This window comes from Nitratireductor sp. J20-h4, assembly GCF_056780505.1.
On the sequence record NZ_CM165557.1, the window covers coordinates 3,819,040 to 3,842,562 of the forward strand.

The 23,523-nt window shown below is 66.0% G+C and carries 27 protein-coding genes and 1 other annotated feature; of the genes, 21 read left to right on the forward strand and 6 right to left on the reverse strand.

Annotated elements, in window-relative coordinates; all coding sequences use genetic code 11:
• The first annotated feature begins 163 nt into the window (after positions 1–163).
• The 7 genes from ACT2B0_RS18340 to ACT2B0_RS18370 all read left to right on the forward strand — a co-directional run bounded on the left by ACT2B0_RS18340 (position 164) and on the right by ACT2B0_RS18370 (position 6,333).
• The gene (locus ACT2B0_RS18340; protein WP_473459768.1) at positions 164–706 is read left to right on the forward strand and encodes a hypothetical protein; all 543 of its coding nucleotides are present in this window, start codon (positions 164–166) and stop codon (positions 704–706) included.
• Between the two features lie 106 nt (positions 707–812).
• Complete coding sequence (locus tag ACT2B0_RS18345) at positions 813–974, forward strand: DUF1328 family protein (RefSeq protein WP_473459769.1); 162 nt, start codon at positions 813–815, stop codon at positions 972–974.
• A gap of 88 nt (positions 975–1,062) precedes the next feature.
• Positions 1,063–1,944 carry a diaminopimelate epimerase gene (dapF, locus tag ACT2B0_RS18350; RefSeq protein ID WP_473459770.1) on the forward strand — a complete coding sequence of 294 codons (882 nt, stop codon included), beginning with the start codon at positions 1,063–1,065 and terminating at the stop codon, positions 1,942–1,944.
• Complete coding sequence (gene mtaB / locus ACT2B0_RS18355) at positions 1,944–3,224, forward strand: tRNA (N(6)-L-threonylcarbamoyladenosine(37)-C(2))-methylthiotransferase MtaB (RefSeq protein WP_473459771.1); 1,281 nt, start codon at positions 1,944–1,946, stop codon at positions 3,222–3,224. Before dapF ends, mtaB begins: the two co-directional genes overlap by 1 nt.
• An 11-nt stretch (positions 3,225–3,235) precedes the next feature.
• On the forward strand, positions 3,236–5,059 hold the full coding sequence (gene ftsY / locus ACT2B0_RS18360) for a signal recognition particle-docking protein FtsY (protein ID WP_473459772.1): 1,824 nt from the start codon (positions 3,236–3,238) through the stop codon (positions 5,057–5,059).
• Positions 5,060–5,064: 5 nt separating this feature from the next.
• Positions 5,065–5,715 carry a septation protein A gene (locus tag ACT2B0_RS18365; RefSeq protein WP_473459773.1) on the forward strand — a complete coding sequence of 217 codons (651 nt, stop codon included), beginning with the start codon at positions 5,065–5,067 and terminating at the stop codon, positions 5,713–5,715.
• A gap of 3 nt (positions 5,716–5,718) precedes the next feature.
• Complete coding sequence (locus tag ACT2B0_RS18370; protein ID WP_473459774.1) at positions 5,719–6,333, forward strand: pyridoxamine 5'-phosphate oxidase family protein; 615 nt, start codon at positions 5,719–5,721, stop codon at positions 6,331–6,333.
• A 16-nt stretch (positions 6,334–6,349) separates the two neighbouring features.
• Here the strand turns inward: ACT2B0_RS18370 and ACT2B0_RS18375 are convergent, their stop codons facing one another.
• Both ACT2B0_RS18375 and ACT2B0_RS18380 read right to left on the reverse strand, forming a co-directional pair.
• A complete protein-coding gene (locus ACT2B0_RS18375) occupies positions 6,350–7,390 on the reverse strand; it encodes a DUF2332 domain-containing protein (protein WP_473459775.1) in 1,041 nt (346 codons plus the stop codon).
• A 31-nt stretch (positions 7,391–7,421) separates the two neighbouring features.
• Positions 7,422–7,946: an NUDIX hydrolase gene (locus ACT2B0_RS18380; RefSeq protein WP_473459776.1), complete on the reverse strand. Its 525-nt coding sequence runs from the start codon at positions 7,944–7,946 to the stop codon at positions 7,422–7,424.
• A gap of 171 nt (positions 7,947–8,117) precedes the next feature.
• On the opposite strand from ACT2B0_RS18380, the gene ACT2B0_RS18385 reads away from it, so the two are divergent.
• From ACT2B0_RS18385 to ACT2B0_RS18400, 4 genes are all read left to right on the forward strand, one after another.
• Entirely contained in the window at positions 8,118–8,915 is a 798-nt protein-coding gene (locus ACT2B0_RS18385) for a transporter substrate-binding domain-containing protein (RefSeq protein WP_473459777.1), read from the forward strand.
• A 67-nt stretch (positions 8,916–8,982) separates the two neighbouring features.
• A complete protein-coding gene (locus tag ACT2B0_RS18390; protein ID WP_473459778.1) occupies positions 8,983–9,804 on the forward strand; it encodes an amino acid ABC transporter permease in 822 nt (273 codons plus the stop codon).
• Positions 9,805–9,916: 112 nt separating this feature from the next.
• Entirely contained in the window at positions 9,917–10,558 is a 642-nt protein-coding gene (locus tag ACT2B0_RS18395) for a class I SAM-dependent DNA methyltransferase (protein ID WP_473459779.1), read from the forward strand.
• A gap of 61 nt (positions 10,559–10,619) precedes the next feature.
• Positions 10,620–11,111: an MgtC/SapB family protein gene (locus ACT2B0_RS18400; protein WP_473459780.1), complete on the forward strand. Its 492-nt coding sequence runs from the start codon at positions 10,620–10,622 to the stop codon at positions 11,109–11,111.
• A gap of 36 nt (positions 11,112–11,147) precedes the next feature.
• On the opposite strand, the gene ACT2B0_RS18405 is transcribed toward ACT2B0_RS18400, so the two are convergent.
• Positions 11,148–11,864 carry a hypothetical protein gene (locus ACT2B0_RS18405; RefSeq protein ID WP_473459781.1) on the reverse strand — a complete coding sequence of 239 codons (717 nt, stop codon included), beginning with the start codon at positions 11,862–11,864 and terminating at the stop codon, positions 11,148–11,150.
• A 97-nt stretch (positions 11,865–11,961) separates the two neighbouring features.
• Between ACT2B0_RS18405 and ACT2B0_RS18410 the strand changes: the two genes are divergently transcribed.
• The 6 genes from ACT2B0_RS18410 (at position 11,962) to ACT2B0_RS18435 (ending at position 18,838) form a co-directional block, all read left to right on the forward strand.
• Positions 11,962–12,519, forward strand: coding sequence for a MarR family winged helix-turn-helix transcriptional regulator (locus ACT2B0_RS18410; RefSeq protein ID WP_473459782.1), 558 nt, complete (start codon positions 11,962–11,964; stop codon positions 12,517–12,519).
• A gap of 85 nt (positions 12,520–12,604) precedes the next feature.
• Positions 12,605–12,660: a sequence feature (sul1 is cis-regulatory element that is thought to sense ions involved in sulfur or methionine metabolism; They are found in Alphaproteobacteria), on the forward strand.
• A 72-nt stretch (positions 12,661–12,732) separates the two neighbouring features.
• A complete protein-coding gene (locus tag ACT2B0_RS18415) occupies positions 12,733–14,217 on the forward strand; it encodes a SulP family inorganic anion transporter (RefSeq protein WP_473459783.1) in 1,485 nt (494 codons plus the stop codon).
• 36 nt (positions 14,218–14,253) lie between these two features.
• Positions 14,254–15,102, forward strand: a complete 849-nt coding sequence (locus tag ACT2B0_RS18420; protein WP_473459784.1) for a universal stress protein — start codon at positions 14,254–14,256, stop codon at positions 15,100–15,102.
• Between the two features lie 339 nt (positions 15,103–15,441).
• Positions 15,442–16,848, forward strand: coding sequence for a 3-isopropylmalate dehydratase large subunit (gene leuC, locus ACT2B0_RS18425; protein ID WP_473459785.1), 1,407 nt, complete (start codon positions 15,442–15,444; stop codon positions 16,846–16,848).
• Positions 16,849–17,135: 287 nt separating this feature from the next.
• Positions 17,136–17,444, forward strand: a complete 309-nt coding sequence (locus tag ACT2B0_RS18430; protein ID WP_473459786.1) for a hypothetical protein — start codon at positions 17,136–17,138, stop codon at positions 17,442–17,444.
• A 194-nt stretch (positions 17,445–17,638) separates the two neighbouring features.
• On the forward strand, positions 17,639–18,838 hold the full coding sequence (locus ACT2B0_RS18435) for a GGDEF domain-containing protein (protein WP_473459787.1): 1,200 nt from the start codon (positions 17,639–17,641) through the stop codon (positions 18,836–18,838).
• 15 nt (positions 18,839–18,853) lie between these two features.
• On the opposite strand, the gene ACT2B0_RS18440 is transcribed toward ACT2B0_RS18435, so the two are convergent.
• From ACT2B0_RS18440 to ACT2B0_RS18450, 3 genes are all read right to left on the reverse strand, one after another.
• Positions 18,854–19,702, reverse strand: a complete 849-nt coding sequence (locus ACT2B0_RS18440) for a COG3904 family protein (RefSeq protein ID WP_473459788.1) — start codon at positions 19,700–19,702, stop codon at positions 18,854–18,856.
• The gene (locus ACT2B0_RS18445; protein WP_473459789.1) at positions 19,699–21,051 is read right to left on the reverse strand and encodes a hypothetical protein; all 1,353 of its coding nucleotides are present in this window, start codon (positions 21,049–21,051) and stop codon (positions 19,699–19,701) included. Before ACT2B0_RS18445 ends, ACT2B0_RS18440 begins: the two co-directional genes overlap by 4 nt.
• A gap of 103 nt (positions 21,052–21,154) precedes the next feature.
• Positions 21,155–21,523, reverse strand: a complete 369-nt coding sequence (locus ACT2B0_RS18450; RefSeq protein WP_473459790.1) for a hypothetical protein — start codon at positions 21,521–21,523, stop codon at positions 21,155–21,157.
• Positions 21,524–21,653: 130 nt separating this feature from the next.
• Between ACT2B0_RS18450 and ACT2B0_RS18455 the strand changes: the two genes are divergently transcribed.
• The 4 genes from ACT2B0_RS18455 (at position 21,654) to sdhD (ending at position 23,521) form a co-directional block, all read left to right on the forward strand.
• Positions 21,654–22,115, forward strand: coding sequence for a GNAT family N-acetyltransferase (locus ACT2B0_RS18455; protein WP_473459791.1), 462 nt, complete (start codon positions 21,654–21,656; stop codon positions 22,113–22,115).
• 126 nt (positions 22,116–22,241) lie between these two features.
• The gene (locus ACT2B0_RS18460; protein WP_473459792.1) at positions 22,242–22,511 is read left to right on the forward strand and encodes an MliC family protein; all 270 of its coding nucleotides are present in this window, start codon (positions 22,242–22,244) and stop codon (positions 22,509–22,511) included.
• 207 nt (positions 22,512–22,718) lie between these two features.
• Complete coding sequence (gene sdhC / locus ACT2B0_RS18465) at positions 22,719–23,135, forward strand: succinate dehydrogenase, cytochrome b556 subunit (RefSeq protein ID WP_473459793.1); 417 nt, start codon at positions 22,719–22,721, stop codon at positions 23,133–23,135.
• A gap of 2 nt (positions 23,136–23,137) precedes the next feature.
• Entirely contained in the window at positions 23,138–23,521 is a 384-nt protein-coding gene (sdhD, locus tag ACT2B0_RS18470; protein ID WP_473459794.1) for a succinate dehydrogenase, hydrophobic membrane anchor protein, read from the forward strand.
• The last annotated feature ends 2 nt before the right edge of the window (positions 23,522–23,523 follow it).

Genomic DNA, 23,523 nt, shown 5'->3' on the forward strand with positions numbered 1-23,523 from the left:
CGGCAAGTTCTTATCCCGTCCGCCATGCAAGGTCGAGCCCGATGCCACCGGTCGGGCCAAGGCGCCGGCTTGTCGACACCGATTACCAACAGCGTAAGATTGGGATAGGGTGGCACCCGAGGGGGATTGGACAATGCGCGGTTTACGGGCGATCTTGATACTCATGACAACAGCAGCATTTTGTGGAGCCGTTGCCGCCGGCTCGATTGCCGACAAAGGCGCTGAGGCCGAAAACCAGGTCGCCGCCGGCGATCCGGCCGCCGCGATCGAAACCCTCGACGCCGCCATCGCCGAAATCTGGGACGCCATGCCCCTGACGATCCGCAAGGCGGTACCCGTCGACAGCGCCACAGGCTACGGGGTCTACGCCGAGCGCGAAAATACGGTCTACAAGACCGGCGAGAAGGTTCTGGTCTATGTCGAGCCGATCGGCTTTACCTATGGGCGCGGCCCGCTTGGCGATCGGCTGATCTCGCTCGGCGTCGATCTCGCCATTCTCGACGCCGACGGCGACAAGGTTTTCGGCAAGGAAGATCTGATGCGCCTCGAACTGCCGGTGCGCTACCGCAACCGCGAGTTCTTCCTCACGCTCAACATCAACCTGGAAACCCCGCCGCCCGGAAAATATACCGGCCGTTTCCTGCTCAAGGACACTCATTCCGACAAAACGGCCGAATTCGAGATTCCGTTCGAGGTCGCGGACTGATCCGCAGCGGATTCACCGCGGTGACGGGAACGCGATGCGTTCTGACGCGTTGTCTGTAGCGTTGGCTTCGGGGGCGGGCCCCGGGTCGCAAGCCGGAGAAAAACAGATGCTCAAATGGATTCTCATCCTTCTCGTCGTTGCGGCCGTGGCCGGCCTGCTCGGCATGAACTCGCTCGCCGGCGCCGCCATGACCGGCGCCAAGGTGCTGATCGCGATCGCGCTGATCCTGTTCCTGCTGGTCCTGTTCGGTCTGGTGGCGATAGCCTGACCATCCTGCGTCTTCCGCGTCGGCCGCACGTCTGGTAATTGCGGCCCCGTTCCGCCATATAGGGGCCGGATCGACAGGCATGGCCGGCATGGAAAAACGCCCACCCTTTGCGAAGATGAACGGGCTCGGCAACGAGATCATCGTGGCCGACATGCGCGGGCGCGCCGATCGGGTCGCACCGGCCGCCGCGCGGGCGCTGGCCGCCGATCCGGCGACCCGCTTCGACCAGATCATGGCCGTCCACGACCAAAGAACGCCGGGCACTGCGAATTTTGTCGAGATCCTCAATGCCGACGGTTCATCGGCCCAGGCCTGCGGCAACGGCATGCGCTGTGTGGTGCAGGCGCTGGCGGCCGAAACCGGCACTCGCCGCTTTACCTTCGAGACCGTCGCCGGCATCCTCAATGCCGAAGAACACGCCGACGGGTCGATTTCCGTCGACATGGGCAGGCCGCGCTTCGACTGGCAGGATATTCCACTCGCCGAGGAGTTCCGCGACACCCGCATGATCGAGCTGCAGATCGGCCCGATCGACGCGCCCGTCCTGCATTCGCCTTCGGTGGCCTCGATGGGCAATCCGCACGCGATCTTCTGGGTCGAGGACGATGTGTGGCGCTACGATCTCGAACGGTTCGGACCCCTGCTCGAAAACCACCCGATCTTCCCCGAGCGCGCCAACATCACCATAGCCCGGGTGACCGCCCCGGACGCCGTCACCATCCGAACTTGGGAACGCGGCGCCGGCCTGACGCGGGCCTGCGGGTCGGCCGCCTGCGCGACCGTTGTCTCGGCCGCACGCACGCGTCGCACCGGCCGCGCGGTCACGGTGACGCTACCGGGCGGACCGCTGGCGATCGAATGGCGCGACGACGACCACGTCATCATGACCGGCCCGGCCGAATGGGAATTTTCCGGCCGGTTCGACCCCGCAACCGGGGCCTGGAGCCGCGACGCGGAAGGCGTGGTCTGATGGCGGTCGACATCGTCACCTTCGGATGCCGCCTCAACACCTACGAATCCGAGGTCATGCGCCGCGAGGCCGACAGCGCCGGTCTCGGCGCGCTCGATGGCGGCGCGGTGGTGTTCAACACCTGCGCCGTCACCGGCGAGGCGGTGCGTCAGGCCCGACAGGCAATCCGCAAGGCCAGGCGCGAGAACCCGCAGGCGCGTATCGTCGTCACCGGCTGCGCCGCACAGACCGACCCCGACGCCTTCGCGGCGATGGACGAGGTGGACCTGGTGCTCGGCAACGAGGAGAAGCTGCACAGCCACAGCTACCGCGCCCTGCCCGATTTCGGCGTCAACGACACCGAGAAGCTGCGCGTCAACGACATCATGTCGGTCACCGAGACCGCCGCCCACATGGTCGACGCCATCGACGGCCGCGCGCGCGCCTTCGTCCAGGTGCAGAACGGCTGCGACCACCGCTGCACCTTCTGCATCATCCCCTATGGTCGCGGCAATTCCCGCTCCGTGCCGATGGGCGCCGTCGTCGAGCAGGTGAAGCGGCTGGCCGGCAACGGTTATCGCGAAGTGGTCATCACCGGCGTCGACATCACCAGCTACGGCGCCGACCTGCCCGGCACCCCCCGGCTCGGCCGGCTGGTGCGCACCGTGCTGCAACAAGTGCCCGATCTGGACCGGCTGCGATTGTCCTCGATCGATTCGATCGAGGCCGACGACGACCTGATGGAGGCGCTCGCCACCGAGCCCCGGCTGATGCCGCATCTGCATCTGTCGCTGCAATCGGGCGACGACATGATCCTCAAGCGCATGAAGCGTCGCCATCTGCGCGACCATTCGATCCGCTTTTGCCACGCGGTCCGCTCTCTGCGTCCCGATGCCGTCTTCGGCGCCGACATCATTGCCGGCTTTCCCACCGAGACCGAAGCGATGTTCGACAACTCGCTCAAGATCGTCGCCGAATGCGGCCTGACCCATTTGCACGTCTTCCCCTTCAGCCCGCGCGAGGGTACGCCGGCCGCCCGCATGCCCCAGCTCGACCGCCGCATCGTCAAGGACCGCGCCGCCAGGCTGCGCGCGGCGGGCGAGGCCGCCTATGGCGCGCATCTCGAAACCCTTGTCGGCTCCACGCAGAAGCTCCTGATCGAGCGCGACGGGATCGGCCGTACGGAAGGCTTTGCCCTCGCCGCGGTCGCCGCCGGCGCACCGGGCGAGATCGTGTCGGCGCGCATCACCGGCCATGACGGCGCTCTGCTGAAGGCCCAATTCCTGGCCGAGGCGGCCTGACGGACGAAAGCATGGCATTCGGATTCATCAAGAAGGTCTTTTCCTTCGGTCGCAAGAAGGTCGAGGACCGCGACGAGGACGGCGCGCCGCTGCCTGAGACGGCGCAGCCGGACGATGCGGCGCCTGCGGCCCAAGACGCGGCGGTCACGCCGGCCGGGGCGACCGAAACCCTCGAGCCGGCAGCCCCCGAACCCGCGGACCAAGACCCCGTCCGGCCCGAGCCGGACGACGAAGCCGGAACCGAGCACCGCAGGGACGATGGGCCGGAGGCCCGGCCGTCGGACATCGAGAAGATCACGGCCAGGGCGCCGGATCAGGACGGCGAAGAATCCGATGCGCCCTTATCGGCCCCGGAGCACCCGGACGCCAAGCCGGTCGACCCGCCTGCACCGCAGACACCGGAAGACGAACCCGCCGAAGAGACCATTGACGCGGAGCCGCGGAGCCCCACGACCGCCGACGACACGAGCGATACGCGGGAAACGGCCGCACCCTCGCCAAGCGACGGCTCCGAACCGATTGCCCCCCAACCGGCGGCCGCCGCGCCGGCCAGGCCCAGGGCCTCAGCCAAGAAGGCTGACCGGCCCGTCTCGACCGAAAAGCCGCAAGACGACCCCATCGCTCCGCGACCGGCTGAACGGCTGGCCGGCGACAAGCCCGTCACGCCATCCGAACCGGAGCCTGCCGCGGCCGCCCCGGAGGCGACGACGCCACCGGAACCGGCTACGCCCGACATCGCGCCTGACGCGTCGCCCGGCCAGCCCGAGCCGACGCAAACCGAGTCGGATGCCGATCAACCGACCGCGCCGCAATCCCCGCCGAGCCCGAAGCCCACCGCACCGGTCGGCAAGGTTACGGTGGCAAAATCCGTCGAGGCCAAACGCGCCGACGAACCCGCGCCGCCCGAGGCGGCGGCCAGGTCGAGCTGGTTCCAGCGTCTGCGCCAGGGGCTGGCGCGCTCCTCGCGCGAGCTCACCGGCAACATCGCCGGCGTGTTTACCAAGCGCAAGCTCGACGATGACGCGCTGCAGGATCTCGAGGACGTCCTGATCCAGGCCGATCTCGGCATGGAAACGGCGATCCGCATCACCGATACGCTGGCTTCGGGCCGGTACGGCCGCGACGTGTCGGAAGAGGAAGTGCGCGCGGTAATGGCGAGCGAGATCGAAAAGGTTCTGACGCCGGTGGCGCTGCCGCTCGAGCTCGACCTGTCGCACAAGCCGCATGTGGTGCTTGTCGTCGGGGTCAACGGCACCGGCAAGACGACCACGATCGGCAAGCTCGCCGCCAAGCTGACCGCCGGCGGGCTCGACGTCATGCTGGCGGCCGGCGACACGTTCCGCGCCGCAGCGATCGAGCAGCTCAAGATCTGGGGCGAGCGCACCAATTCGCCGGTCGTCGCCTCCAGGCTCGGCGCCGACGCGGCAGGGCTGGCTTACGATGCCTTCGAGAAAGCAAAGGAGGCCGGCTCCGACGTGCTGATCATCGACACCGCCGGTCGGCTGCAGAACAAGGCCGAACTGATGGCCGAACTGGAAAAGATCGTCCGCGTGCTCGGCAAGCTCGATCCCGAGGCCCCGCATACCGTGCTGCAGACCGTGGATGCGACAACCGGCCAAAACGCGCTCAACCAGGTCGAGATCTTCCGCAATATCGCCGGTGTCAACGGCCTGGTGATGACCAAGCTTGACGGCACCGCGCGCGGCGGCATCTTGGTCGGCATCGCGGCGAAGCACAAGCTGCCCGTCTATTTCATCGGCGTCGGCGAACAGGTCGACGACCTCGAACCCTTCTCGGCCGGCGATTTCGCCAAGGCGATCGCGGGCGTGGCGTGAGCGACATGAACCAACAGATTTTCGAACGCGAACCCGACGACCCAAAGCGCAAACCGATGAACCCGCTCCTGAAACTGGTGCTGGAGCTGGGCCCGCTGGTGGTCTTCTTCTTCGCCAATGCGCGCGGCGAATGGCTGGCCGAGCTCTTTCCGGCCCTGGCCGCGTTCGGCGGACCGATCTTCATCGCCACCGGCCTGTTCATGATCGCCACGGCGCTGTCGCTCGGTGTGTCCTGGCTTCTGGTGCGCACGCTGCCGATCATGCCGCTGATCTCGGGTGTGGTGGTATTCGTTTTCGGCGCGCTGACGCTGTGGCTGCAGGACGACACCTTCATCAAGATGAAGCCGACCATCGTCAATTCGCTGTTCGCCGCCGTCCTTCTCGGCGGCCTGCTGTTCGGTCGTTCCCTGCTCGGTTACGTCTTCGATCAGGCTTTCAGGCTCGACGCGGAGGGCTGGCGCAAGCTCACCTTCCGCTGGGGTCTGTTCTTTGTCTTCCTGGCCCTTGTCAACGAGATCGTCTGGCGGTCTTTTTCCACCGACATATGGGTGGCGTTCAAGGTCTGGGGCATCATGCCGATCACGCTCATCTTCACCTTCAGCCAGATGCCGCTAATCATGCGCCACTCGCTCGACGACCGGTTTCGCAAGGAGTAGGCGATGCGTTTCATCGAGACCCGTGAGGAATTGCGCGATCATTACAGGGCGCCCAGCGACCGGGCGGTCCGCAAGGAGTTGAACGCGCTCGACGGACATTGCCGCGCCTTCATCGAAAAAAGCCCGTTCATGCTGATCGGCTCGTCGGACGGCGCGGGCAATGGCGACGTCACGCCGAAAGGCGACCGGCCGGGTTTCGTGGCCGTTCTCGACGAGACCACGCTCGCCATTCCCGACCGGCCCGGCAACAACCGGCTCGACACGCTGGAAAATCTGATCGCCAACCCCGCCGTCGGCCTGCTGTTCCTGATCCCCGGCATGAACGAGACCTTGCGGGTCAACGGGAGCGCGCGCATCACCGCCGACGAGGCGCTCAGAGAGCTTCTTGCCGTCGATGGCAAGAAGCCGGCCACGGTGATGATCGTGTCGGTCGAGGCCTGCTACATGCACTGCGCCAAGGCGTTCATGCGCTCCGCGCTCTGGGACCCGCAATCCTGGCCGGCGCGTAGCGCCATGCCGACGCTCGGCCAGATCCTGACGGATCAGCTCGCCATGACCACACCGGCCGACCATACCGACCGGACCCTGGAGGAGGGATACCGCAAGACGATGTGGTGACCTCTGCCCCGCGCGCTCAGAGCCATTCGATCCAGCGGCCGTGATAGTCGCAATGGGCGAGATGGCGCCCCTCGCCGCCCGGCCACACCGTCAGGCTCAGCGTCGCGTGCGGATCGCTGGTATCGATCGGCTCCATCGCCAACCGCGCGATCGGATTGTCCGGGCCTGCCGCGTCACCCGCCGTGTCAAGCGCCGCCTCGATCCTCGCCTTGGTCGCGGCCGGCAGATATTGCCACATGATGGTGTGAAACAGCACCAACGCCGTTCCCGGTTCTCGCGCCGAAAGCCGGCGGTCCACGAAATCGGCCGCGTCGGCCTGCTGTACTGAAAACGGCGTCGTCCCGGCAAGGCCGATCGCAGCGTCGAGGCGTTGCAGCCGCGCCTGCTGATCGGGCCACACATAGGAGCGCAGCCGCAGCCTCTGTGCCGGATCGTGGCAGTCGATCGGGCGGATGTCATTGCCGTTGCGCGCGACGATCTCGACGACTCCATCGAGCGGTGGCGCCTTGCCGCGAACCTCCGGTTGGAGCCGCACCGGCGAGGTGGTTTCGCCCCAGCACGATCCGCCGTAATCGTAGTGGAACCGGTCGAACAACAGATTGAGCCCCGCGCTCGAACCGATCTCTGCCAGAGAGATCGGCCGGTCGAGTTCCCGCGCAGCGGCGAGAAGGCCCGGCAAGATCATGCCGGCGCGGGCGATTTCGTTGGTTTGCGGCGCGCTGTCGAGCGCGCGCAACAGCGCCTCGTCATTGCGCCGGATCGCGGCGTCGAGCTCGGCGCGGAAAGTCGGCTCCGCCACCCGCGCCGGCGGATAGAGCCCGGCCAGGGCGTCGTCCTCGCCCACCAGGACCAGTGCGTGCAGCCCGCCGCACAGCCTGAGCGCAACCGCGTCGGCGCGTGGATCGCCGTCCCATTCCAGAACCGCCAGACCGGTCACGCTGGAGCGATCGAGGATCGCGGCCAGGGCCCGGCACAGCCGCGCCGTAAACGGCGAGCCGAGCGTCGCGCATCCTGCCGCCTGACGTTCGAAATCGGCCCGGATATCGTTGTTTGTCATTTTGCGCTCCGGGCTCCGGGCCTGAGAAGAATCATCCCTCGTCGGGATTGGAAAACGGCGCGCCGCCACCGCCGTCCTGCACCTGTCGCTCGTGCGCCAGCATCCAGTGAACGCTCGGAAACGCAATCTCGTCCCAGGGAATCTCGTCCCAGGAAAATAGCCCGACCTCCAGGCTCTCCTCGCCGGCCGAAAAGCCCGGCCGGGCGAGGCCTGCCTGGTAGATGAGCTGTACTTGCGACAGTCTCGGCACGGAATAGACCGCCAGCAGGCTCTCGATCGACAGCCGGGCATTGGCTTCTTCCAGCGCCTCGCGGCGCGCGCCGTCCTCGGGCGTTTCGTGCAGTTCCAGGAAGCCGGCCGGCACGGTCCAGAAACCGCGGCGCGGCTCGATCGCCCGTCGGCACAACAACAGCTTGCCGTCATGGCGGACCACCGAACCGACGACGATCTTCGGGTTTTCGTAGTTGACGAACCCGCAGGTCTCGCAAACGGCGCGCTCATGCGTGTCGCCGTCGGGTACGGTGCGGGTGAAAATGGGTGACAGCGGATAGGTCATGCCGCCACGCTAAAACCTTTCGGGACCGGATTGAAGCGAATCCATTTCATGCTTCCCCAAACACGGTTTCACGTTGACGGAAAGCCACACGCCTTGCGTGCCGGCGTCCGGTCGCTAAACTGCCGCCCGAACCGGTCGCGACGGCCGGGACGCTGCCCCCAGGAGCTCCAGATGTCGAAATTGCTGTCAACGTTCGCGGCACTTGCCGCCCTCGTCTTCGTCCCGCTTGCCGCCCAGGCGCAGGACGTTCCCGATCTCGGCGGCCGCACGGTCGTGGTGGTGACGGAAAACGCCTACCCGCCGCTGCAGTTCATCGATCCCAAGACCGGCGAGCAGATCGGGTGGGAATATGACGCCATGGCCGAAATGGCCAAGCGGCTGAATATTGCCGTCGAATATCAAAACACCAGCTGGGATGCGATGATCCAGGCCGTTTCCGACAGCCAGTACGATCTCGGCATGACCGGCATCACGATCCGCGACGACCGCAAGGAGAAGGTCGACTTCTCCGCCCCCTACATGCATTCAGAGATGCGCATGCTGGTGCGCGCCGACGAGGAACGGTTCGCCGACGAGAAAGAATTCGCGGCCAAGGACGATCTTTTGATCGCCGCGCAGCCCGGCACCACGCCGTTTTACGTCTCCGTCTACGACGTTCTCGACGGCGACGAGGCCAATCCGCGCATCAAGCTGTTCGAGACGTTCGGCGCAACCGTGCAGGCGCTGCGCGCCGGCGATGTCGACCTCGTGCTCACCGACGGTGTCGCCGCCAATGGCTATGTCGCCGCCTCGGACGGCAAGCTGAAGGTGATCGGCGGCCCGCTCGGCTCGGAGGATTTCGGCTTCATCTTCCCGAAGGGCTCCGATCTGGTCGAGCCTTTCAACGCCGTGATCGCGGCGATGAAGGCCGACGGCACCATCGACGCCCTCAACAAGAAATGGTTCCTCGACTACAAGCTGGGGCAGTGACGCCCAGCCGCCGCCGTGGCCGCGCCAAGCGCGGACACGGCCGCCTGCTTGAAAGCACCACAGCCTGATGAACCAGCCCTCCGCTTCGTCGACCGGGGAATTTCCCTGGTGGCTGGTCGTCGCCGCCATCATCGCGGCGACGATCGCCATCCTCATCGCCGCCAGCGACCTCTACTCCCAGGTCTTCGCCACCGTGTCGAAGGGCGTCACGATCACCGTTTTCGTGACCGGTGTCGCCTTTGCGTTCGCCTCGCTGATCGGGCTCGGCACGGCGCTGATGGCGCTGTCGGGCTCCGTGGTGCTGCGCCAGATCGCCCGTTTCTATGTCGAGATCATTCGCGGCGTGCCGGTGCTGGTGCTCTTGTTCTGGATCGCCTTCGCCGGCGTGCCGGCCTTCGTGGCGTTGTGGAACCTGGCGACCGCGCCGCTGCGGGATGCGGGCATGCTGGAACCGCTTCTGGTTCGCGACGTCTCGCTCCTGTGGCGCGCCATCATCGCGCTCACCATCGGCTATTCGGCCTTCATCTCGGAAGTGTTCCGCGCCGGCATCCAGTCCGTCGACGGCGGCCAGATCGAGGCGGCCAAGGCGCTCGGCCTGTCGCGCTTTCAGCGCTTTCGGCTGATCATCCTGCCGCAGGCGATCCGCATCATCCTGCCGCCGCTCGGCAATGATTTCGTCGCCATGGTCAAGGATTCCTCGCTGGTCTCGGTGCTCGGCGTCGCCGACATCACCCAGATGGGCAAGATCTACGCCTCCGGCTCCTTCCGCTTTTTCGAGACCTATTCGATCGTCGCCTATATCTATCTGATCCTCACCGTCAGCCTGTCACTGGCGCTGCGCGCGCTGGAAAAACGCCTGCGCCAAGGCGAGGCGCAGCGATCGCGCTGACGCGCCCAAGACCGCAGCATCGCAACAAAACCGGTTTCGATCGCCCTGGCCGCGCCACGCCGCCGACGAGACGCGGCTGGCGTCAGGCGGCGCATGACGGTACCATGACGCCATGTCCGAACATGCCACATCCGCCCCGCGCCCGCTCGACCAGGTCTATGCGGCCACGACCGAAACCGAACTCGCCGACGCCTATGCGGCCTGGGCTGCCGGCTACGACCGCGAGACGGCCGAGCTCGGTTATTGCCTGCCCTTCCTGATCACGAGTTGGCTTGCCCGCCACGTTCCGGCCGGCGAAGGGCCGATCCTCGACGCCGGCTGCGGCACCGGGCTCTCCGGGCCGTTCCTGAAGGCGCTCGGCTACGACCAGTTGGAAGGGCTCGACCTGTCCGACGAGATGCTGGCGATCGCTGCGTCACGGCAGGTCTACGGGAGGCTGAAAAAGGCCGCGCTCGGCGAGGCGCTGCCGTGGCCGGACGGCCATTTCCGCGCCGTGATCGCCGCCGGCGTCTTCACCGCCGGTCACGCGCCGGCGAGCGGATTGGACGAGATGGCCCGCATCACCCGTTCCGGCGGGCACGTCATGTTCACCGTACGCGACAGGCTGATCGCCGAGGCCGGCTTCCAGGACCGTTTCGACCGCCTTGAACAGGCCGGTATCTGGCGCCCGGTCGAGGAAAGCCCACCCTTCCGCGCCTTCGCCGTGGCCGAGCCGGACGTGTTCGTCAAGACCTTCGTTTTCAGGCGTACCTGACCGGCCAGATACGCACCGGCAACCTTTCCGGCGTCCCGGCGTTTACCGCACGAGGCGCGTCATGGAACCATTTTTCACCGATTTCGGCCGCGCGAGCTGGCTTCCCTCCGAGGTGGTCGCGGCCCGGTTACTGCTCGCCGCAACGCTCGGCGGCGTCGTCGGCTTCGAACGCGAATGGCGCAACCGGCCGGCCGGGCTGCGCACCCATATCCTCATCTGCCTGTCTGCGGCGACGATCGCCGTGCTTACCATCGAGATCACCCACCTGCCCGCCTTCGAGGACGACGCCATCCGCATCGATCCGGTCAGGCTTGTCGAGGCGGTCACGGCCGGCGTCGCCTTTCTCGCCGCCGGCCTCATCGTCTTCGCCCGTGGCGAGGTGCATGGCCTAACCACGGGCGCCGGCATGTGGCTGGGCGGGGCGGTCGGCCTCGCCTGCGGTCTCGGCTTCTGGCAGATCGCGCTTGTCGCGACCCTGCTCGCCGTCATCGTCCTGGCCGCGCTGCGGCTCGTGGAACGGCGCGCGAAAACCGACACCGGCGGCGGCGAATGACCGGCAGCCCGCCTCCCTGCCGCGCCGGCTGGCACATTACTCCTTGCGCATGATGACGCCCGGCTGCGACAGGTCGCCGGACGCGACGTCGTAGACCCCGGTCACGCACAGAAGCGGCGCCTGGCCTGTCTCGTTGACGGTCAGTTCGGACGTGACCGCGTCGAACGAGACGGTTTCGCCATCGGCGACCGGCACGGTGATCTCCACCCGCTTGCCGTCGAGCCGCGGCGACATGCCTGGGCTGTCGAGAGCGAGCGGCAACATCGGCGCGGTTGCCGGCAACAGGTCGACGCCGGGCGAGACATCGCGCACCTTCAGCCCCGCGACGCAGGCCTTGTCCTCGGCAAGCACCACCCAATGCGAATGCCAGTCCGCGCCGTCATTAGCCGGATCGCCGTCGCCGTTTTCGTCGAACAGCGGCGTGTCGTCGAAATCGGGATGCGCGGTGACGGCGAGGGCGAGAATTCCCGAACCGGCCGCAAAGCCCGCAACGGCCGGATCGAGCCCGGTCGGCCACACATAGGCGGCGACCTTGGCGCCCTTGAGCTGTCCGACCGCTTCTGGCTTTTGCGACCCCGCCTCGCCTGCCAGCTCCATCATGAAGGTCGCCAGCCGGCCATCGGTCGTGGCCGACGACACAACGATGTCGAAGGCCGGCGGTACGGTGGCGTCGACCGGGCTTTTGATGTCGTGCGCAAGCGCGGGCAGCGCCGTGCCGGCGGCAAGCAGGGCGGCGAAAACGAATCTGGTCATATGATCCTCCTAGTTAGTATCGAAACGATACCAAATAGGCGCTACCATGGCTTCGGCCGACTTGCAATAGTGGTTTCGTTACGATACCATCTTGACGATGACGGAAACGCACCGCACCCTGGAGCTGATGGAACGGCTCACCCGGCTGATCGGCCAGACCGGGCACGCGCACGGCATGAAACCGGCGCAATGGGATGCCCTGCGCTATCTGGCCAGAGCCAATCGCTTCTCGCGCACGCCAGGCGCGCTGACCGCCTATCTCGGCGCGACCAAGGGTACGGTATCGCAGACCGTGATCGCGCTCGAGCGCGCCGGCCTGGTGGAGAAATCGCCGCATCCCGGCGACCGCCGCTCGGTGCGACTGGAGCTGACGCCGGCTGGTCACGTCATGCTGGACGGCGACCGGATCGAGACATTGCGCCGTGCGCTCGCACGTCTGGCGCCGGCGCGCGCGGCAGCGCTTGGGGACAGCCTCCAGGCTCTACTTGCCGGGCTGATCGCCGATGGCGGTGGGCGGCCCTTCGGGCTTTGCCGCGCTTGCCGCCATTTCGGCAAAGACGAGCGCGGACCCGACCTGCATCTCTGCCGTCTACTCGACGAATCCCTGTCGGATGCCGAATCCGGCCAGATATGCGTCGAGCAGGAAGCAGCCTGACGCCGGAGCCTGGCGCAGGTTAAATGGGGCGACGCGAAGCCCGATGTTGCGCCGCAGCACGCCACGGTCTAGGGAAGAGCATTCATTCGGACCCGGTGCAATCCCGGGTGGCTCTTCCGGCCGCCGACCCGTCGGACAACTACACCCATACCGTCTTTCTTTGCGGTCCTGCCCTGTCGGGCCGCGGTTTGGTTTTTGACTTCCTGGACCCCGATGCCCTCATTCTACGCCTATCGCGCGCAATGGTTTTCCAACATCCGCGCCGATCTTCTCGCCGGCCTCGTCGTCGCGCTCGCGCTGATCCCCGAAGCCATCGCCTTTTCCATCATCGCCGGGGTCGATCCGAAAATCGGCCTCTACGCCTCATTCTCGATCGCGGTTCTGATCGCCTTCGTCGGCGGCCGGCCGGGCATGATTTCGGCCGCGACCGCCGCCACCGCCGTGCTGATGGTCACCCTGGTGCGCGACCACGGCCTGCAATATCTGCTCGCCGCGACGGTGCTTGCCGGACTGCTACAGATCGGCGCCGGGCTGTTGAAGCTCGGCCAGGTGATGCGCTTCGTCTCGCGCTCGGTGATGACCGGCTTCGTCAACGCGCTCGCCATTCTGATCTTCATGGCCCAGCTCCCCGAACTGATCGGGGTTCCCTGGCTGACCTATGTGATGGTCGCCGCCGGCCTTGGCATCATCTACCTGTTTCCATACCTGACCAGAGCCGTGCCCTCGCCCCTTGTGTGCATCGTCGTCCTGACGACGATCGCGATCGTCTTCGGCCTCGACGTGCGCACGGTCGGCGACATGGGCGAGCTGCCGTCGACACTGCCGGTCTTCCTGATCCCCGATATTCCGCTTACCCTCGAGACGCTGCTGATCATCCTGCCCTATTCGGCCGCGGTCGCGGTGGTCGGGCTTTTGGAATCGCTGATGACGTCGCAGATCGTCGACGATCTGACCGACACGACGTCCGACCGCGACCAGGAATGCATCGGCCAGGGCATCGCCAACACCGCCACCGGCTTCATCGGCGGCATGGCCGGCTGCGCCATGATCGGCCAGTCGATCATCAACGTGAAGTCGGGCGGGCGCGGCAGGTTGTCGACCTTCGCCGCCGGCGTGCTGTTGTTGTTCATGATTCTGGTGCTTGGCGACCTCGTCAGCCGGATTCCGATGCCGGCGCTGGTCGCGATCATGATCATGGTGTCGATCGGCACGTTCTCGTGGTCGTCGGTCAAGAACCTGAAGGACCATCCGCGCTCGTCTTCGATCGTCATGCTGGCGACGGTGATCTGCGTGGTGTTCACCCACAATCTCGCGATCGGCGTGCTGGTCGGCGTGCTGTTGTCCGGCATCTTCTTCGCCTGGAAGATCGCCCAGCTCTTCCGCGTATCGTCAACGCTGAGCGCCGACGGACGCCACCGCGCCTATGTGGTGGAAGGTCAGCTCTTTTTCGCCTCGGCCGAGGATTTCATGGCCGCCTTCGACTTCAAGGAGACCTTGGAAAAGGTAACGATCGACGTATCGCGCGCCCATATCTGGGACATTTCCAGCGTCAGCGCCCTCGACATGGCGGTGCTGAAATTCCGCCGCGACGGCGCCGATGTCGAGATCGTCGGCATGAACGAGGCCAGCGAGACGCTGGTCGACCGCCTCGCCATCCACGACAAGCCGGGCGCGCTCGACAAACTCATGGCGCATTAGCACCGTCTACGGCTAGGTTTCGGTCAGGAGAAGAAAATGACGGCTAGGATCATCGCGCTTGTCGACGGCTCGACCTACTCGAAAAGCGTATGCGAGAACGCCGCCTGGATCGCCGGGAGCACCGATGCGACGGTGGAACTGGTTCATGTGCTCGGCCGACGCGAAACGGCCTCGTCCGACCTTTCGGGCACGATCGCGCTTGGAGCCCGGTCGAGCCTTCTGGCCGAGCTCAGCAGCCTCGACGAGGAGCGCGCGCGGCTGGCCCAGAAGCGCGGCCGCGCCATACTCGAGGACGCACAGGCAATGCTGGCTGAAGCCGGCGTCGAGGCGAGCATGCGCCTGCGCAATGGCGATCTCCTGGAAACGGTGGCCGAGGCCGAAAAACAGGCCGACATGATCGTGATCGGCAAACGCGGCGAGGGCGCCGACTTCGCCAAGCTGCATCTCGGCTCCAATCTGGAACGCATCGTCCGCTCCGCCACGCGTCCGATCTATGTCGCCGCGCGCGCCTGGCGTCCGGTCGAAAAGGTGCTGATCGCCCATGATGGCGGGCCCAGCATCGGCCGCGCGGTGGATCACATCGCCCGCTCGGCGCTGTTTTCAGCGCTCGACATCCGCCTTCTCGCCGTCGGCGCCGACACCGCCGAACACCGCCGCAGGCTTGCCGACGCCGAGGCCGTGCTGAAAGCGGCCGGCCGCCAGGCCACCTCCCGGCTGGTCCAGGGCCAGCCGGACAAGGCGATCGCCGAGGCGGTCGAAAAGGACGGCATCGACCTCCTGGTGATGGGCGCCTATGGCCATTCGCGCATCCGCTCGATGATTATCGGCTCCACCACCACGGAAATGATCCGCGCCTGCAAGATCCCGATCTTGTTGTTCCGGTAGCGGAGCGCGCCCACGCAACGCCGGGCGTAAGGCGGCGAAGAACGGCGGTGCGGCCGACGACGCCCGCCCCCAAACCTCGGTGCGGAAGCCGGCCAACGCCCCGTTTCGCTCGGCCCGCCCCCAAGATTGCCGCCCTGCGTCTTTGCTGGTATGAGCCACGCCATGGAAGAATTGTTCGGCAATCCGGCCTATAAGCGCTTTGCCCTGCAGGACAGAAAGCGCCTGCCGGCGCGTTTTTTCGCGCGGATTTCGGGCGCCAAGGCGACCCGGCTCGCCTGAATGCCGCCCGACCGGCGCGCCACAGGCCCATCCAGCTCCCCTATCGACGGACGCAAGACAATGACCGCTCCCCGCACCCTCTACGACAAAATCTTCGACGACCACCTGGTCGACCGTCAGGACGACGGTACCTGCCTTCTCTATATCGACCGCCATCTCGTTCACGAGGTCACCAGCCCGCAGGCCTTCGAGGGCCTGAGACTGGCCGGTCGCCAGGTCCGCCATCCCGAAAAGACGCTCGCCGTCGTCGATCACAACGTGCCGACCACCGACCGCTCGCACGGCATCGCCAATCCGGAAAGCCGCATCCAGGTCGAGGCGCTGGCCAAGAACGCCGCCGATTTCGGCATCGATTATTACAACGAGGTCGATCTGCGCCAGGGCATCGTCCACATCGTCGGCCCCGAGCAGGGTTTCACCCTGCCCGGCATGACGATCGTCTGCGGCGACAGCCACACCTCGACCCATGGCGCCTTCGGCGCGCTGGCGCACGGTATCGGCACGTCGGAAGTCGAGCATGTGCTCGCCACCCAGACGCTGATCCAGAACAAGGCCAAGAACATGCTGGTGCGCGTCGACGGGCAACTGCCCGACGGCGTCACCGCCAAGGACATCATTTTGGCCATCATCGGCGAGATCGGCACGGCCGGCGGCACCGGCCATGTCATCGAATATGCCGGCGAGGCGATCCGCGCGCTGTCGATGGAAGGACGCATGACGGTCTGCAACATGTCGATCGAGGGCGGCGCCCGCGCCGGCCTGATCGCGCCCGACGAGACAACGTTCGACTATGTCAGAGGCAAGCCGCGCGCGCCGAAGGGCAAGGCCTGGGACATGGCCATGGAATACTGGAGAACGCTGCGCACCGACGAGGGCGCCCATTTCGACCGGACGGTGGTGCTCGACGCGGCCAATCTGCCGCCGATCGTCACCTGGGGATCCTCGCCCGAGGACGTCGTCTCCGTCACCGGCGTCGTGCCGGACCCCGACGAGATCGCCGACGAAAACAAGCGCAATTCCAAGAAACGTGCGCTCGACTATATGGGCCTGACCCCGGGCACGAAGATCACCGACATCGCGCTCGACCGCGTCTTCATCGGCTCGTGCACCAATGGTCGCATCGAGGACCTGCGCGCTGTGGCCAAGGTGGTCGAGGGCCGCTCGGTCAGCGAGCGCGTCGACGCCATGATCGTGCCGGGCTCCGGCCTCGTCAAGGCGCAGGCCGAGGCCGAGGGACTGGACGCGATCTTCAAGGCGGCCGGCTTCGACTGGCGCGAGCCGGGCTGTTCGATGTGCCTGGCCATGAACGAGGACCGGCTCAAGCCGCAGGAGCGCTGCGCCTCGACCTCGAACCGCAATTTCGAAGGCCGCCAGGGTTTCAAGGGCCGCACCCATCTGGTTTCGCCGGCCATGGCCGCGGCAGCGGCGATCGCCGGCCATTTCGTCGACATCCGCGACTGGCGCTGAGCGCCCGCACGACCGATCGCGAGGTCGCCCGCCTCAGCCGGCGGCCTCGCAGAGCCTGATGGCCGCTGTGCAGATCGGCGCTTGGTTTTTCGTCGTCCTCACCCAAATCTGGTGCATCCGACGTCTGTTCGGCGCTTTCGTGAACGACGATCAGCAAGCTGACAGGCAAGGCTGAGTGCACAGATGAAGCGGCCATGAACAGCGTCGTCAGACTCGCTTCAGGCACGTTCCTCCATTTTCGCCCCATTCCGGCTCGCAGCCAGCCGGTGTTTGTGGAGGAAACCGCCATGCTTGCCAGAACCACGATATCGACGCTTACCGCGATCCTGCTCGCCACATCGATCGGCCCGTCTTTCGCGGAAATGAAAATCCGGAAAGTCAAGGCGACGCGCGATCAGGTCCGCACGGCGTGCGAAAAAAACGACGACAATATCGGCTATGGCACGCATGCCAAGAAGGGCGGCTATGGCTGCGTGACCGACAACGGCTTCATCGACTGCAAGGAAAACGGCGAGTGCACCGGCGGAACAGTCGAACGCAGGCAGACGCGCCGCCTGCCACGCATGTCCAATCCGGGCACGCTCGCTCGTCGCTGATCCGTTTGGCGATCGGGGAGCCGGATCGTTTCAACGCCCGCCGTCCGGTCTGATCGACACCTTGTCGGAGCCCGTTGCATCCAAAAACGCAACGGGCCCCGTCACATGTGGAAGCAGGCTTTTGTCTCGTCGGCATTAACCTCTTTTTCGAACCCTTGCTCTAATGTCGCCCGGCACGCGAACAGGAGCCGAATATGAGTGCTGCCGGATATATTCTGGCGATCAACCTCCTCGTCGCCGGCCTGTTTGCCGGCGCGTTCGCATGGGTCAGCATCTATAGCAAGGTCCGCATTCCGGCGCGCTGGATCGCCGCCAGTTTCGTGCTGGGGATGGCAAACTTCGGCGTAGAATGGATGGTCGCGGCCGTCGACAACCCACGCTTCGTCGTGTTTTCAGCTTTCGTCGTGTCGATCGCGGCTCTGGTCGCGTTCAATGTCGGAATTCTGAAAAAATACGACATACGCATCCCCTGGCGATTGCTGGCAATCCTGGTTCTTGTGTCGCTGCCGCTCAATCTCGCCATCTACGACATGCCGCGCGACTCCTTCGCGCGTGTGCTGCTTTACCAACTGCCCTATTTCGCCATACAGGCCGGCGCTGTGTTTTGCCTGATACGCGTGCCGGGCAAGCGCTATCTCGATATTGCGCTGGCCGGCGTGCTCGGTGCGGGCGCGCTTCATTTCATGGCCAAGCCGTTCTTTGCGGCCGCCTTCGGGCCCGGCGATCGTCCTCAAACCTATGTCGACAGCATCTATGCGCTGATCTCGCAATCCATGGGCGCGGTGCTGATCGTGGCGACCGGCCTGCTGGTGGCGGTGATCCTGGTGCGCGACCTGTTGATCGACGCGACCGCGAAATCCGAAACCGATTCCCTAACCGGCCTGCTCAACCGCCGCGGTTTCGAAGAGCGCGCGCCTCTGGTGGCCCGTCTGGCTGCCGAAACCCGGATCCCGGCCTCGATCATCATCTGCGACCTCGATCATTTCAAGGCGGTCAACGACAGCTACGGACATCCCGGCGGTGATCTCGTCATTCGCGCATTCGCCACGCAACTGATCGAGGCGAAGGCGAAAAATCACATCGTAGGCCGCATCGGCGGCGAGGAGTTCGCCATCCTGCTGCCGGGAGCCAACGTGGCCGCGGCGCGCCTGTTCGCAGAAACGATCCGCGGTGCCTTTGCCGGACTCGCGATCCAGGGCATGCCGGAAACCGCGCGCTTCACCGCCAGCTTCGGCATCGCTGAACTGAAAGCCGACGATACGCTGTCCGACATGCTGCGGCGCGCCGATCTGGCGCTTTACGAGGCCAAGAACAGCGGTCGCAACTGCGTGCGCGTCGCGCCGACGCTGGTTTACGATAACGGTGATCGCCGCACGCACCGCGCGGCACGCTGACAGGTTCTTCCGGATCTACCGGGCGGCAACCGGGCCCGTGCCGGTCGCAAGGCCGTAACCGCGCATCTCGTCCATGCTGAGATAGTAGAGCGCGCGCGGCGGTGTATCGAGCGCATGCAGCCACAGGGCCGGGTCCACGCCCATCTCGTCCAGAAGACGTGAGATACGCGCCGTGGTCGCCTGCGCATCGGACATGGCCTGGGCCGGTTCGGCAGGCATCTCGCCGACGGCGTAGAACTGGTGCACCCCGACCGCCGATTTGGCCCCGACCGACCGCGTCACCCCGCCGGCCAGCATCAGCGGGCAGGACGAGGCGCAAAAGGCACCGTCCGTAACCCCCGTCGCCAGCCCGCGGCTGCGGATCTGACGGGCGATCGCGATCGCATCGTCGAGGGAACCGCCGGGCGAGTTCAACAGCACCGCGCGCACATATTCACCGCGCATCTCGATCTCGGCGGCGAAACGCGTCGCTGCGCCGACATCGACAAAACCTTCCGCTACCAACATGCCCCCTGGCTTGAGCGTGAAGCTGATCGGCCGGCGCAGCCGAACCTCGTCAACCAGCACCTGGTCGCGCGGATCGATCGTAGCCGCGCCGCCCTCGCCATCGCCGGTGTCCACCGCGGGCGGGAGGATCGGCGACGTGATGCCGGCGGGCGGCACGTCGCCCGGACGCCGCGCCTTGATCAGGTCGCGCAGATCCATTGCCAGCACGCCGACGGCGCCGATCAACAGGCCGCGAAACGCCCAGCGGATCACCTCGCCCTCGTCGAAACGTGCGAAATAACGCCCTATCGCCGCCCACGCACCCTGTGCGCGTCCGGAATTCTTGCGAGCGAGAGAGAGGTCGCCGGCGCGGCTCACGGATCGCTCCTCTTGCGCTCGGAAAGCGAAAGCGGCGTCACGTTCTCGCCCGCCGGCCTTTCCTCGCCGCGCCGGTCTTCGTCATCCGCCGGTTCCGTCCCGCCCGTCTCAGGCGCTTCCGCCGCGACCGCGTCCGAAGAAACCGACGCAGCCGCGACTCGGCGCGCCAGAAGCGCCTCGTGGATTTCCAGCGAGCGCAGCATGTCGGCCGCGGTGATGCGGTCAGTATCGGCCATCTGTTCCTCGCCGCGCCGCACCGCCGCCTGCACCACAGCCATGATCGCCACCAGCACGGCGGGGAGCAGGTCGATCGAGATCGCGCCTGCCCAGCTCGGAACGAAGTCGCCGCCGTAAAGCAGCACCGCCTCGGCCGACGACAGCGGCACGTAGCGCCGGTCAGGCACTTTGGGCTGGGCGAGAATCTGTTCGGCGGCCTTCGAAAGCGCCTTCGACTGCGCCTCGACGGAGGAGCGGATCGTCGCCATGACGACATCCTGCCGGCCGGCCAGGTCGGCGGTCGACCCGTCAGCCACCGGCGCGATGAAGCCGACCGAGAGATCCTCGGCCGCGCGCAGGACCGAGGGCGCAACCGATGTCTGCTCGAGTGCGGCGATCACGCCGGCAAGCGCCACGGCCTGCTCGGCGAAACGGTCCGACCGCGGCGCGATCGGGCCCGATCCGGAAACCAGCCCGCGCATCGCCGCCAGATGGGTCTGCCCCTCCTTGAAAAGTGTCGCCACCGTCTCCCGCGAAGCGAGGATATTGGCCTCGAGCTCGCGCATCTGCGCGGCCATCTGGGTCAGAAGCTGCACCACGCTTCCCGAGCCGGACGTGCCCGTCAGCGCCCCCGAATCGCGCTCGTCGCCGGCCAGCCTGGCAAACCGCTCGCCGGCGCGCTGGATATCGGGCAGCAGCGACAGCGCCCCAAGCGCGTTGGTGTTGGCCTGGTCGAGATCGCCGGTGTAGTCCTCCAGCGTCTCGGCCAGGTGCTGCTCGACCGCGGCCGAACCGGCGAGTGCGGCCGCGTTGAGCCAGGACGACATCGCCACGATCATCACCGACCCGACCGCCATGACAGCGACCAGCACCAGCCGCGAGACGCCGTCGCGCATTTCGGGCAGGAACCTGAGCAGGTAGGTCCAGAAACCGTAAATACCAACGGACACCGCGGCCGAATAGATAATGGCGGCGAAAAACACGATCGTCGCCGAACCGTCGAGAAGGCTGCGCACGCCCAGATAGGTGTAGACGCCTGAAGCCAGCGCCAGCGTGGCGAGCACAAACCGCGTCGTCGTCGTCAGCGACGCGGCGTGGTCCTTCAGTCTGCGGGCGGTCGCGGCTTCGCTCATTCTGTCTCCCGTCACGGCCTCGCCTTGCCCCGGCGTCGGGGCAGAAGCAGGCGGTGCAAACGTGACCAAATCAGGGCCGCCGGGCTCGATTCGGACGAATCGCTCAGCGGCAGGGCCCGACCAGCACCGGCACGGTGTTGTCGGGCAGGCCGTACATGTAGCCGCGGCCCTTGAGCAGCACGCCGTGGCGCCGGCAGTCGCGCCGCACCCGGTCAGCCTCGTCGTAATAGACGATGTCAGGACCCGCGCCGGCGCGGCTGTACTCGCCCAGCTCCTTGGCCAGATGGCCCTGGCCGACGACGATGCGTTTGTAGCCTGAAGGGCTGCGGATCACGAGATTACCGAAGCTGTCTGCGTAAACCCGGTCGTAGAGACCGCCGGCCGCAGCAGGCGCCAGGGTAGATACGAGCAGCGGAACGGCGAACGCGGTCGCTGCAAACGCTCCCGTCCAGGATTTCCAGTTCAGGCGCATGGTGCGTCCTTTCTCGAGGTCGAAGCCTCCTCATCCTCAACATTAACCGTTTCTTAACCTCTGTCACCTGGGACGGGAAATCCGCACGCGGCAATTGACAGACATGGTTAATATCCCCGATGGAGAACAAATGACCGATCAGCCCGCAATCGACATCGCCCTGCTTCGTCTCAAGGACGCCCCCGATCTGGCGCCGCTGCTTGCCGCTTATGCCCAGGCGCTCAAACGCGGCGCGCCGCGCCGCCCCGATCAATATTATGCCGAGGCGCTGTTACAGGACCGCACCGCCGAAGTGTTGGGCGCCCGCATCGACGGCCAGCTGGTCGGCTTCGCGATCTTCGCCGACTTGCCCGAGCCGGTCTCCGGCATGCGCTGCGGGGCCTGCGACCATATCTATGTCCATCACCAACACCGGTCGAAGGGCATCGCCAAGGCGATGGTCGACGTGCTCGCCGACCGCGCCGAGGAACGCGGCTGGACCAAGCTGATGCTGAGCGCCCCGCGCCAGCCAGAGGACGGCAAGAAGCTCTATGAGCAGATCGCCGGCCCCGCCGACTGGTCGAGCTACGTCATCCGGTTCGACGGCAAATAGCGCCCGGATCCGCTTGATCCCGCGCGGACAAAATTTGTAGTTTTCGCGCGGCCCGTCCGCAAACTGCGAGGAATTCCCCTGAAAAACCGCCTGATCCTGTTGCCGGTCCTCTTCCTCGCGGCGTGCGTGGCCGACGGACCGGGCGCCACGCCCGGCGGCGTCTCGGCGCCGCGTGGCAAAACCACCTATCACTGCGACGACGGCGCCCGCATGACGGTCGAAAACCGCGGCGCCAGCGTCCTCCTGACCCTTGGCGACAACGCGCCGATCACACTGCCGGCCTCCCCGGCCGATTCGCGCATCCGCTACGGCGCACCGCCCTATGCGCTGCTTCTGGACCACAACGAGGCACTGCTGATGAAGTCGGGAGCGGCGCCCAACACCTGCCGCCGCTGACGGCCAACCGTATATCCCGGCGCCCCGTGCTGCTTTAATCGATTGAAGCTGGGTCATCGCTGGACGGCGCCGCACCGCCGCTCTAAATGCCCGGTGCGGCATCTTTTTCCGGCTTTGACGCGGTGCAAAAAGACCATTAGAAACGGGCAACCGGGCGGGCGCCGGCAGTCGTCGCGCCGCATCCGGAGCCTTCTATCTGGGGGAGCCATGAGCAATTCCACAGCCACCCGACCTGGCATGAGACAAAGACCGCTTTCGCCGCATCTTCAGGTCTATCGCCTGATCCCGACCATGCTGATGTCGATCGTGCACCGCATCACCGGCGCGGCACTTTATGTCGGCACGTTGCTGGTCGCCTGGTGGCTGATCGCAGCGGCCACGTCGGAGAGCTATTTCGAGTTCGTCAATGGGCTCTACGGCTCCTGGTTCGGACGGCTGGTTCTGTTCGGCTACACCTGGGCGCTGCTGCACCACATGCTGGGCGGTCTGCGCCATCTGGTCTGGGACACCGGCACGGCGATGGGCAAGGAGACCGCGACGAAACTGGCATGGGCGACGATCGCCGGTTCGGTGACGCTGACCGTCCTGGTCTGGATTGCCGGCTACATGGCACGCGGAGGCTGACGATGAGCGACATGCGCACCCCCCTCGGCAAGGTCCGCGGCCTCGGTTCGGCCAAGGACGGCACCGACACTTTTTGGCGCCAGCGTCTGACGGCGATCGCCAACATTCCGCTGCTCTTGTTTTTCGTCGGTCTCCTGATCGCGCTCAACGGCGCCGGCTACGACGAGGTCCGCGCCACGCTGGGCAACCCCTTCGTGACGCTTGTCCTGATCCTCGTGCTGGTTTCCGGTTTCGTGCACATGCGCATCGGCATGAAGGAGATCATCGAGGACTACATCCATGACGAGGGCGTCAAGATCGCCCTTGTCGTGCTCAATATGTTTTTCGTGTTCACGATAGGCGCGGCCTGCGTGTTCGCGCTGTTGAAGATCGCGTTCGGAGGGTAATG

Coding starts and splice junctions, on each gene's coding strand:
- ACT2B0_RS18340 (WP_473459768.1), top strand. CDS start 164: ATGACAACAGCAGCATTTTGTGGAGCCGTTGCCGCCGGCTCGATTGCC.
- ACT2B0_RS18345 (WP_473459769.1), top strand. CDS start 813: ATGCTCAAATGGATTCTCATCCTTCTCGTCGTTGCGGCCGTGGCCGGC.
- dapF (WP_473459770.1), top strand. CDS start 1,063: ATGGAAAAACGCCCACCCTTTGCGAAGATGAACGGGCTCGGCAACGAG.
- mtaB (WP_473459771.1), top strand. CDS start 1,944: ATGGCGGTCGACATCGTCACCTTCGGATGCCGCCTCAACACCTACGAA.
- ftsY (WP_473459772.1), top strand. CDS start 3,236: ATGGCATTCGGATTCATCAAGAAGGTCTTTTCCTTCGGTCGCAAGAAG.
- ACT2B0_RS18365 (WP_473459773.1), top strand. CDS start 5,065: ATGAACCAACAGATTTTCGAACGCGAACCCGACGACCCAAAGCGCAAA.
- ACT2B0_RS18370 (WP_473459774.1), top strand. CDS start 5,719: ATGCGTTTCATCGAGACCCGTGAGGAATTGCGCGATCATTACAGGGCG.
- ACT2B0_RS18375 (WP_473459775.1), bottom strand. CDS start 7,390: ATGACAAACAACGATATCCGGGCCGATTTCGAACGTCAGGCGGCAGGA.
- ACT2B0_RS18380 (WP_473459776.1), bottom strand. CDS start 7,946: ATGACCTATCCGCTGTCACCCATTTTCACCCGCACCGTACCCGACGGC.
- ACT2B0_RS18385 (WP_473459777.1), top strand. CDS start 8,118: ATGTCGAAATTGCTGTCAACGTTCGCGGCACTTGCCGCCCTCGTCTTC.
- ACT2B0_RS18390 (WP_473459778.1), top strand. CDS start 8,983: ATGAACCAGCCCTCCGCTTCGTCGACCGGGGAATTTCCCTGGTGGCTG.
- ACT2B0_RS18395 (WP_473459779.1), top strand. CDS start 9,917: ATGTCCGAACATGCCACATCCGCCCCGCGCCCGCTCGACCAGGTCTAT.
- ACT2B0_RS18400 (WP_473459780.1), top strand. CDS start 10,620: ATGGAACCATTTTTCACCGATTTCGGCCGCGCGAGCTGGCTTCCCTCC.
- ACT2B0_RS18405 (WP_473459781.1), bottom strand. CDS start 11,864: ATGACCAGATTCGTTTTCGCCGCCCTGCTTGCCGCCGGCACGGCGCTG.
- ACT2B0_RS18410 (WP_473459782.1), top strand. CDS start 11,962: ATGACGGAAACGCACCGCACCCTGGAGCTGATGGAACGGCTCACCCGG.
- ACT2B0_RS18415 (WP_473459783.1), top strand. CDS start 12,733: ATGCCCTCATTCTACGCCTATCGCGCGCAATGGTTTTCCAACATCCGC.
- ACT2B0_RS18420 (WP_473459784.1), top strand. CDS start 14,254: ATGACGGCTAGGATCATCGCGCTTGTCGACGGCTCGACCTACTCGAAA.
- leuC (WP_473459785.1), top strand. CDS start 15,442: ATGACCGCTCCCCGCACCCTCTACGACAAAATCTTCGACGACCACCTG.
- ACT2B0_RS18430 (WP_473459786.1), top strand. CDS start 17,136: ATGCTTGCCAGAACCACGATATCGACGCTTACCGCGATCCTGCTCGCC.
- ACT2B0_RS18435 (WP_473459787.1), top strand. CDS start 17,639: ATGAGTGCTGCCGGATATATTCTGGCGATCAACCTCCTCGTCGCCGGC.
- ACT2B0_RS18445 (WP_473459789.1), bottom strand. CDS start 21,051: ATGAGCGAAGCCGCGACCGCCCGCAGACTGAAGGACCACGCCGCGTCG.
- ACT2B0_RS18450 (WP_473459790.1), bottom strand. CDS start 21,523: ATGCGCCTGAACTGGAAATCCTGGACGGGAGCGTTTGCAGCGACCGCG.
- ACT2B0_RS18455 (WP_473459791.1), top strand. CDS start 21,654: ATGACCGATCAGCCCGCAATCGACATCGCCCTGCTTCGTCTCAAGGAC.
- sdhC (WP_473459793.1), top strand. CDS start 22,719: ATGAGCAATTCCACAGCCACCCGACCTGGCATGAGACAAAGACCGCTT.
- sdhD (WP_473459794.1), top strand. CDS start 23,138: ATGAGCGACATGCGCACCCCCCTCGGCAAGGTCCGCGGCCTCGGTTCG.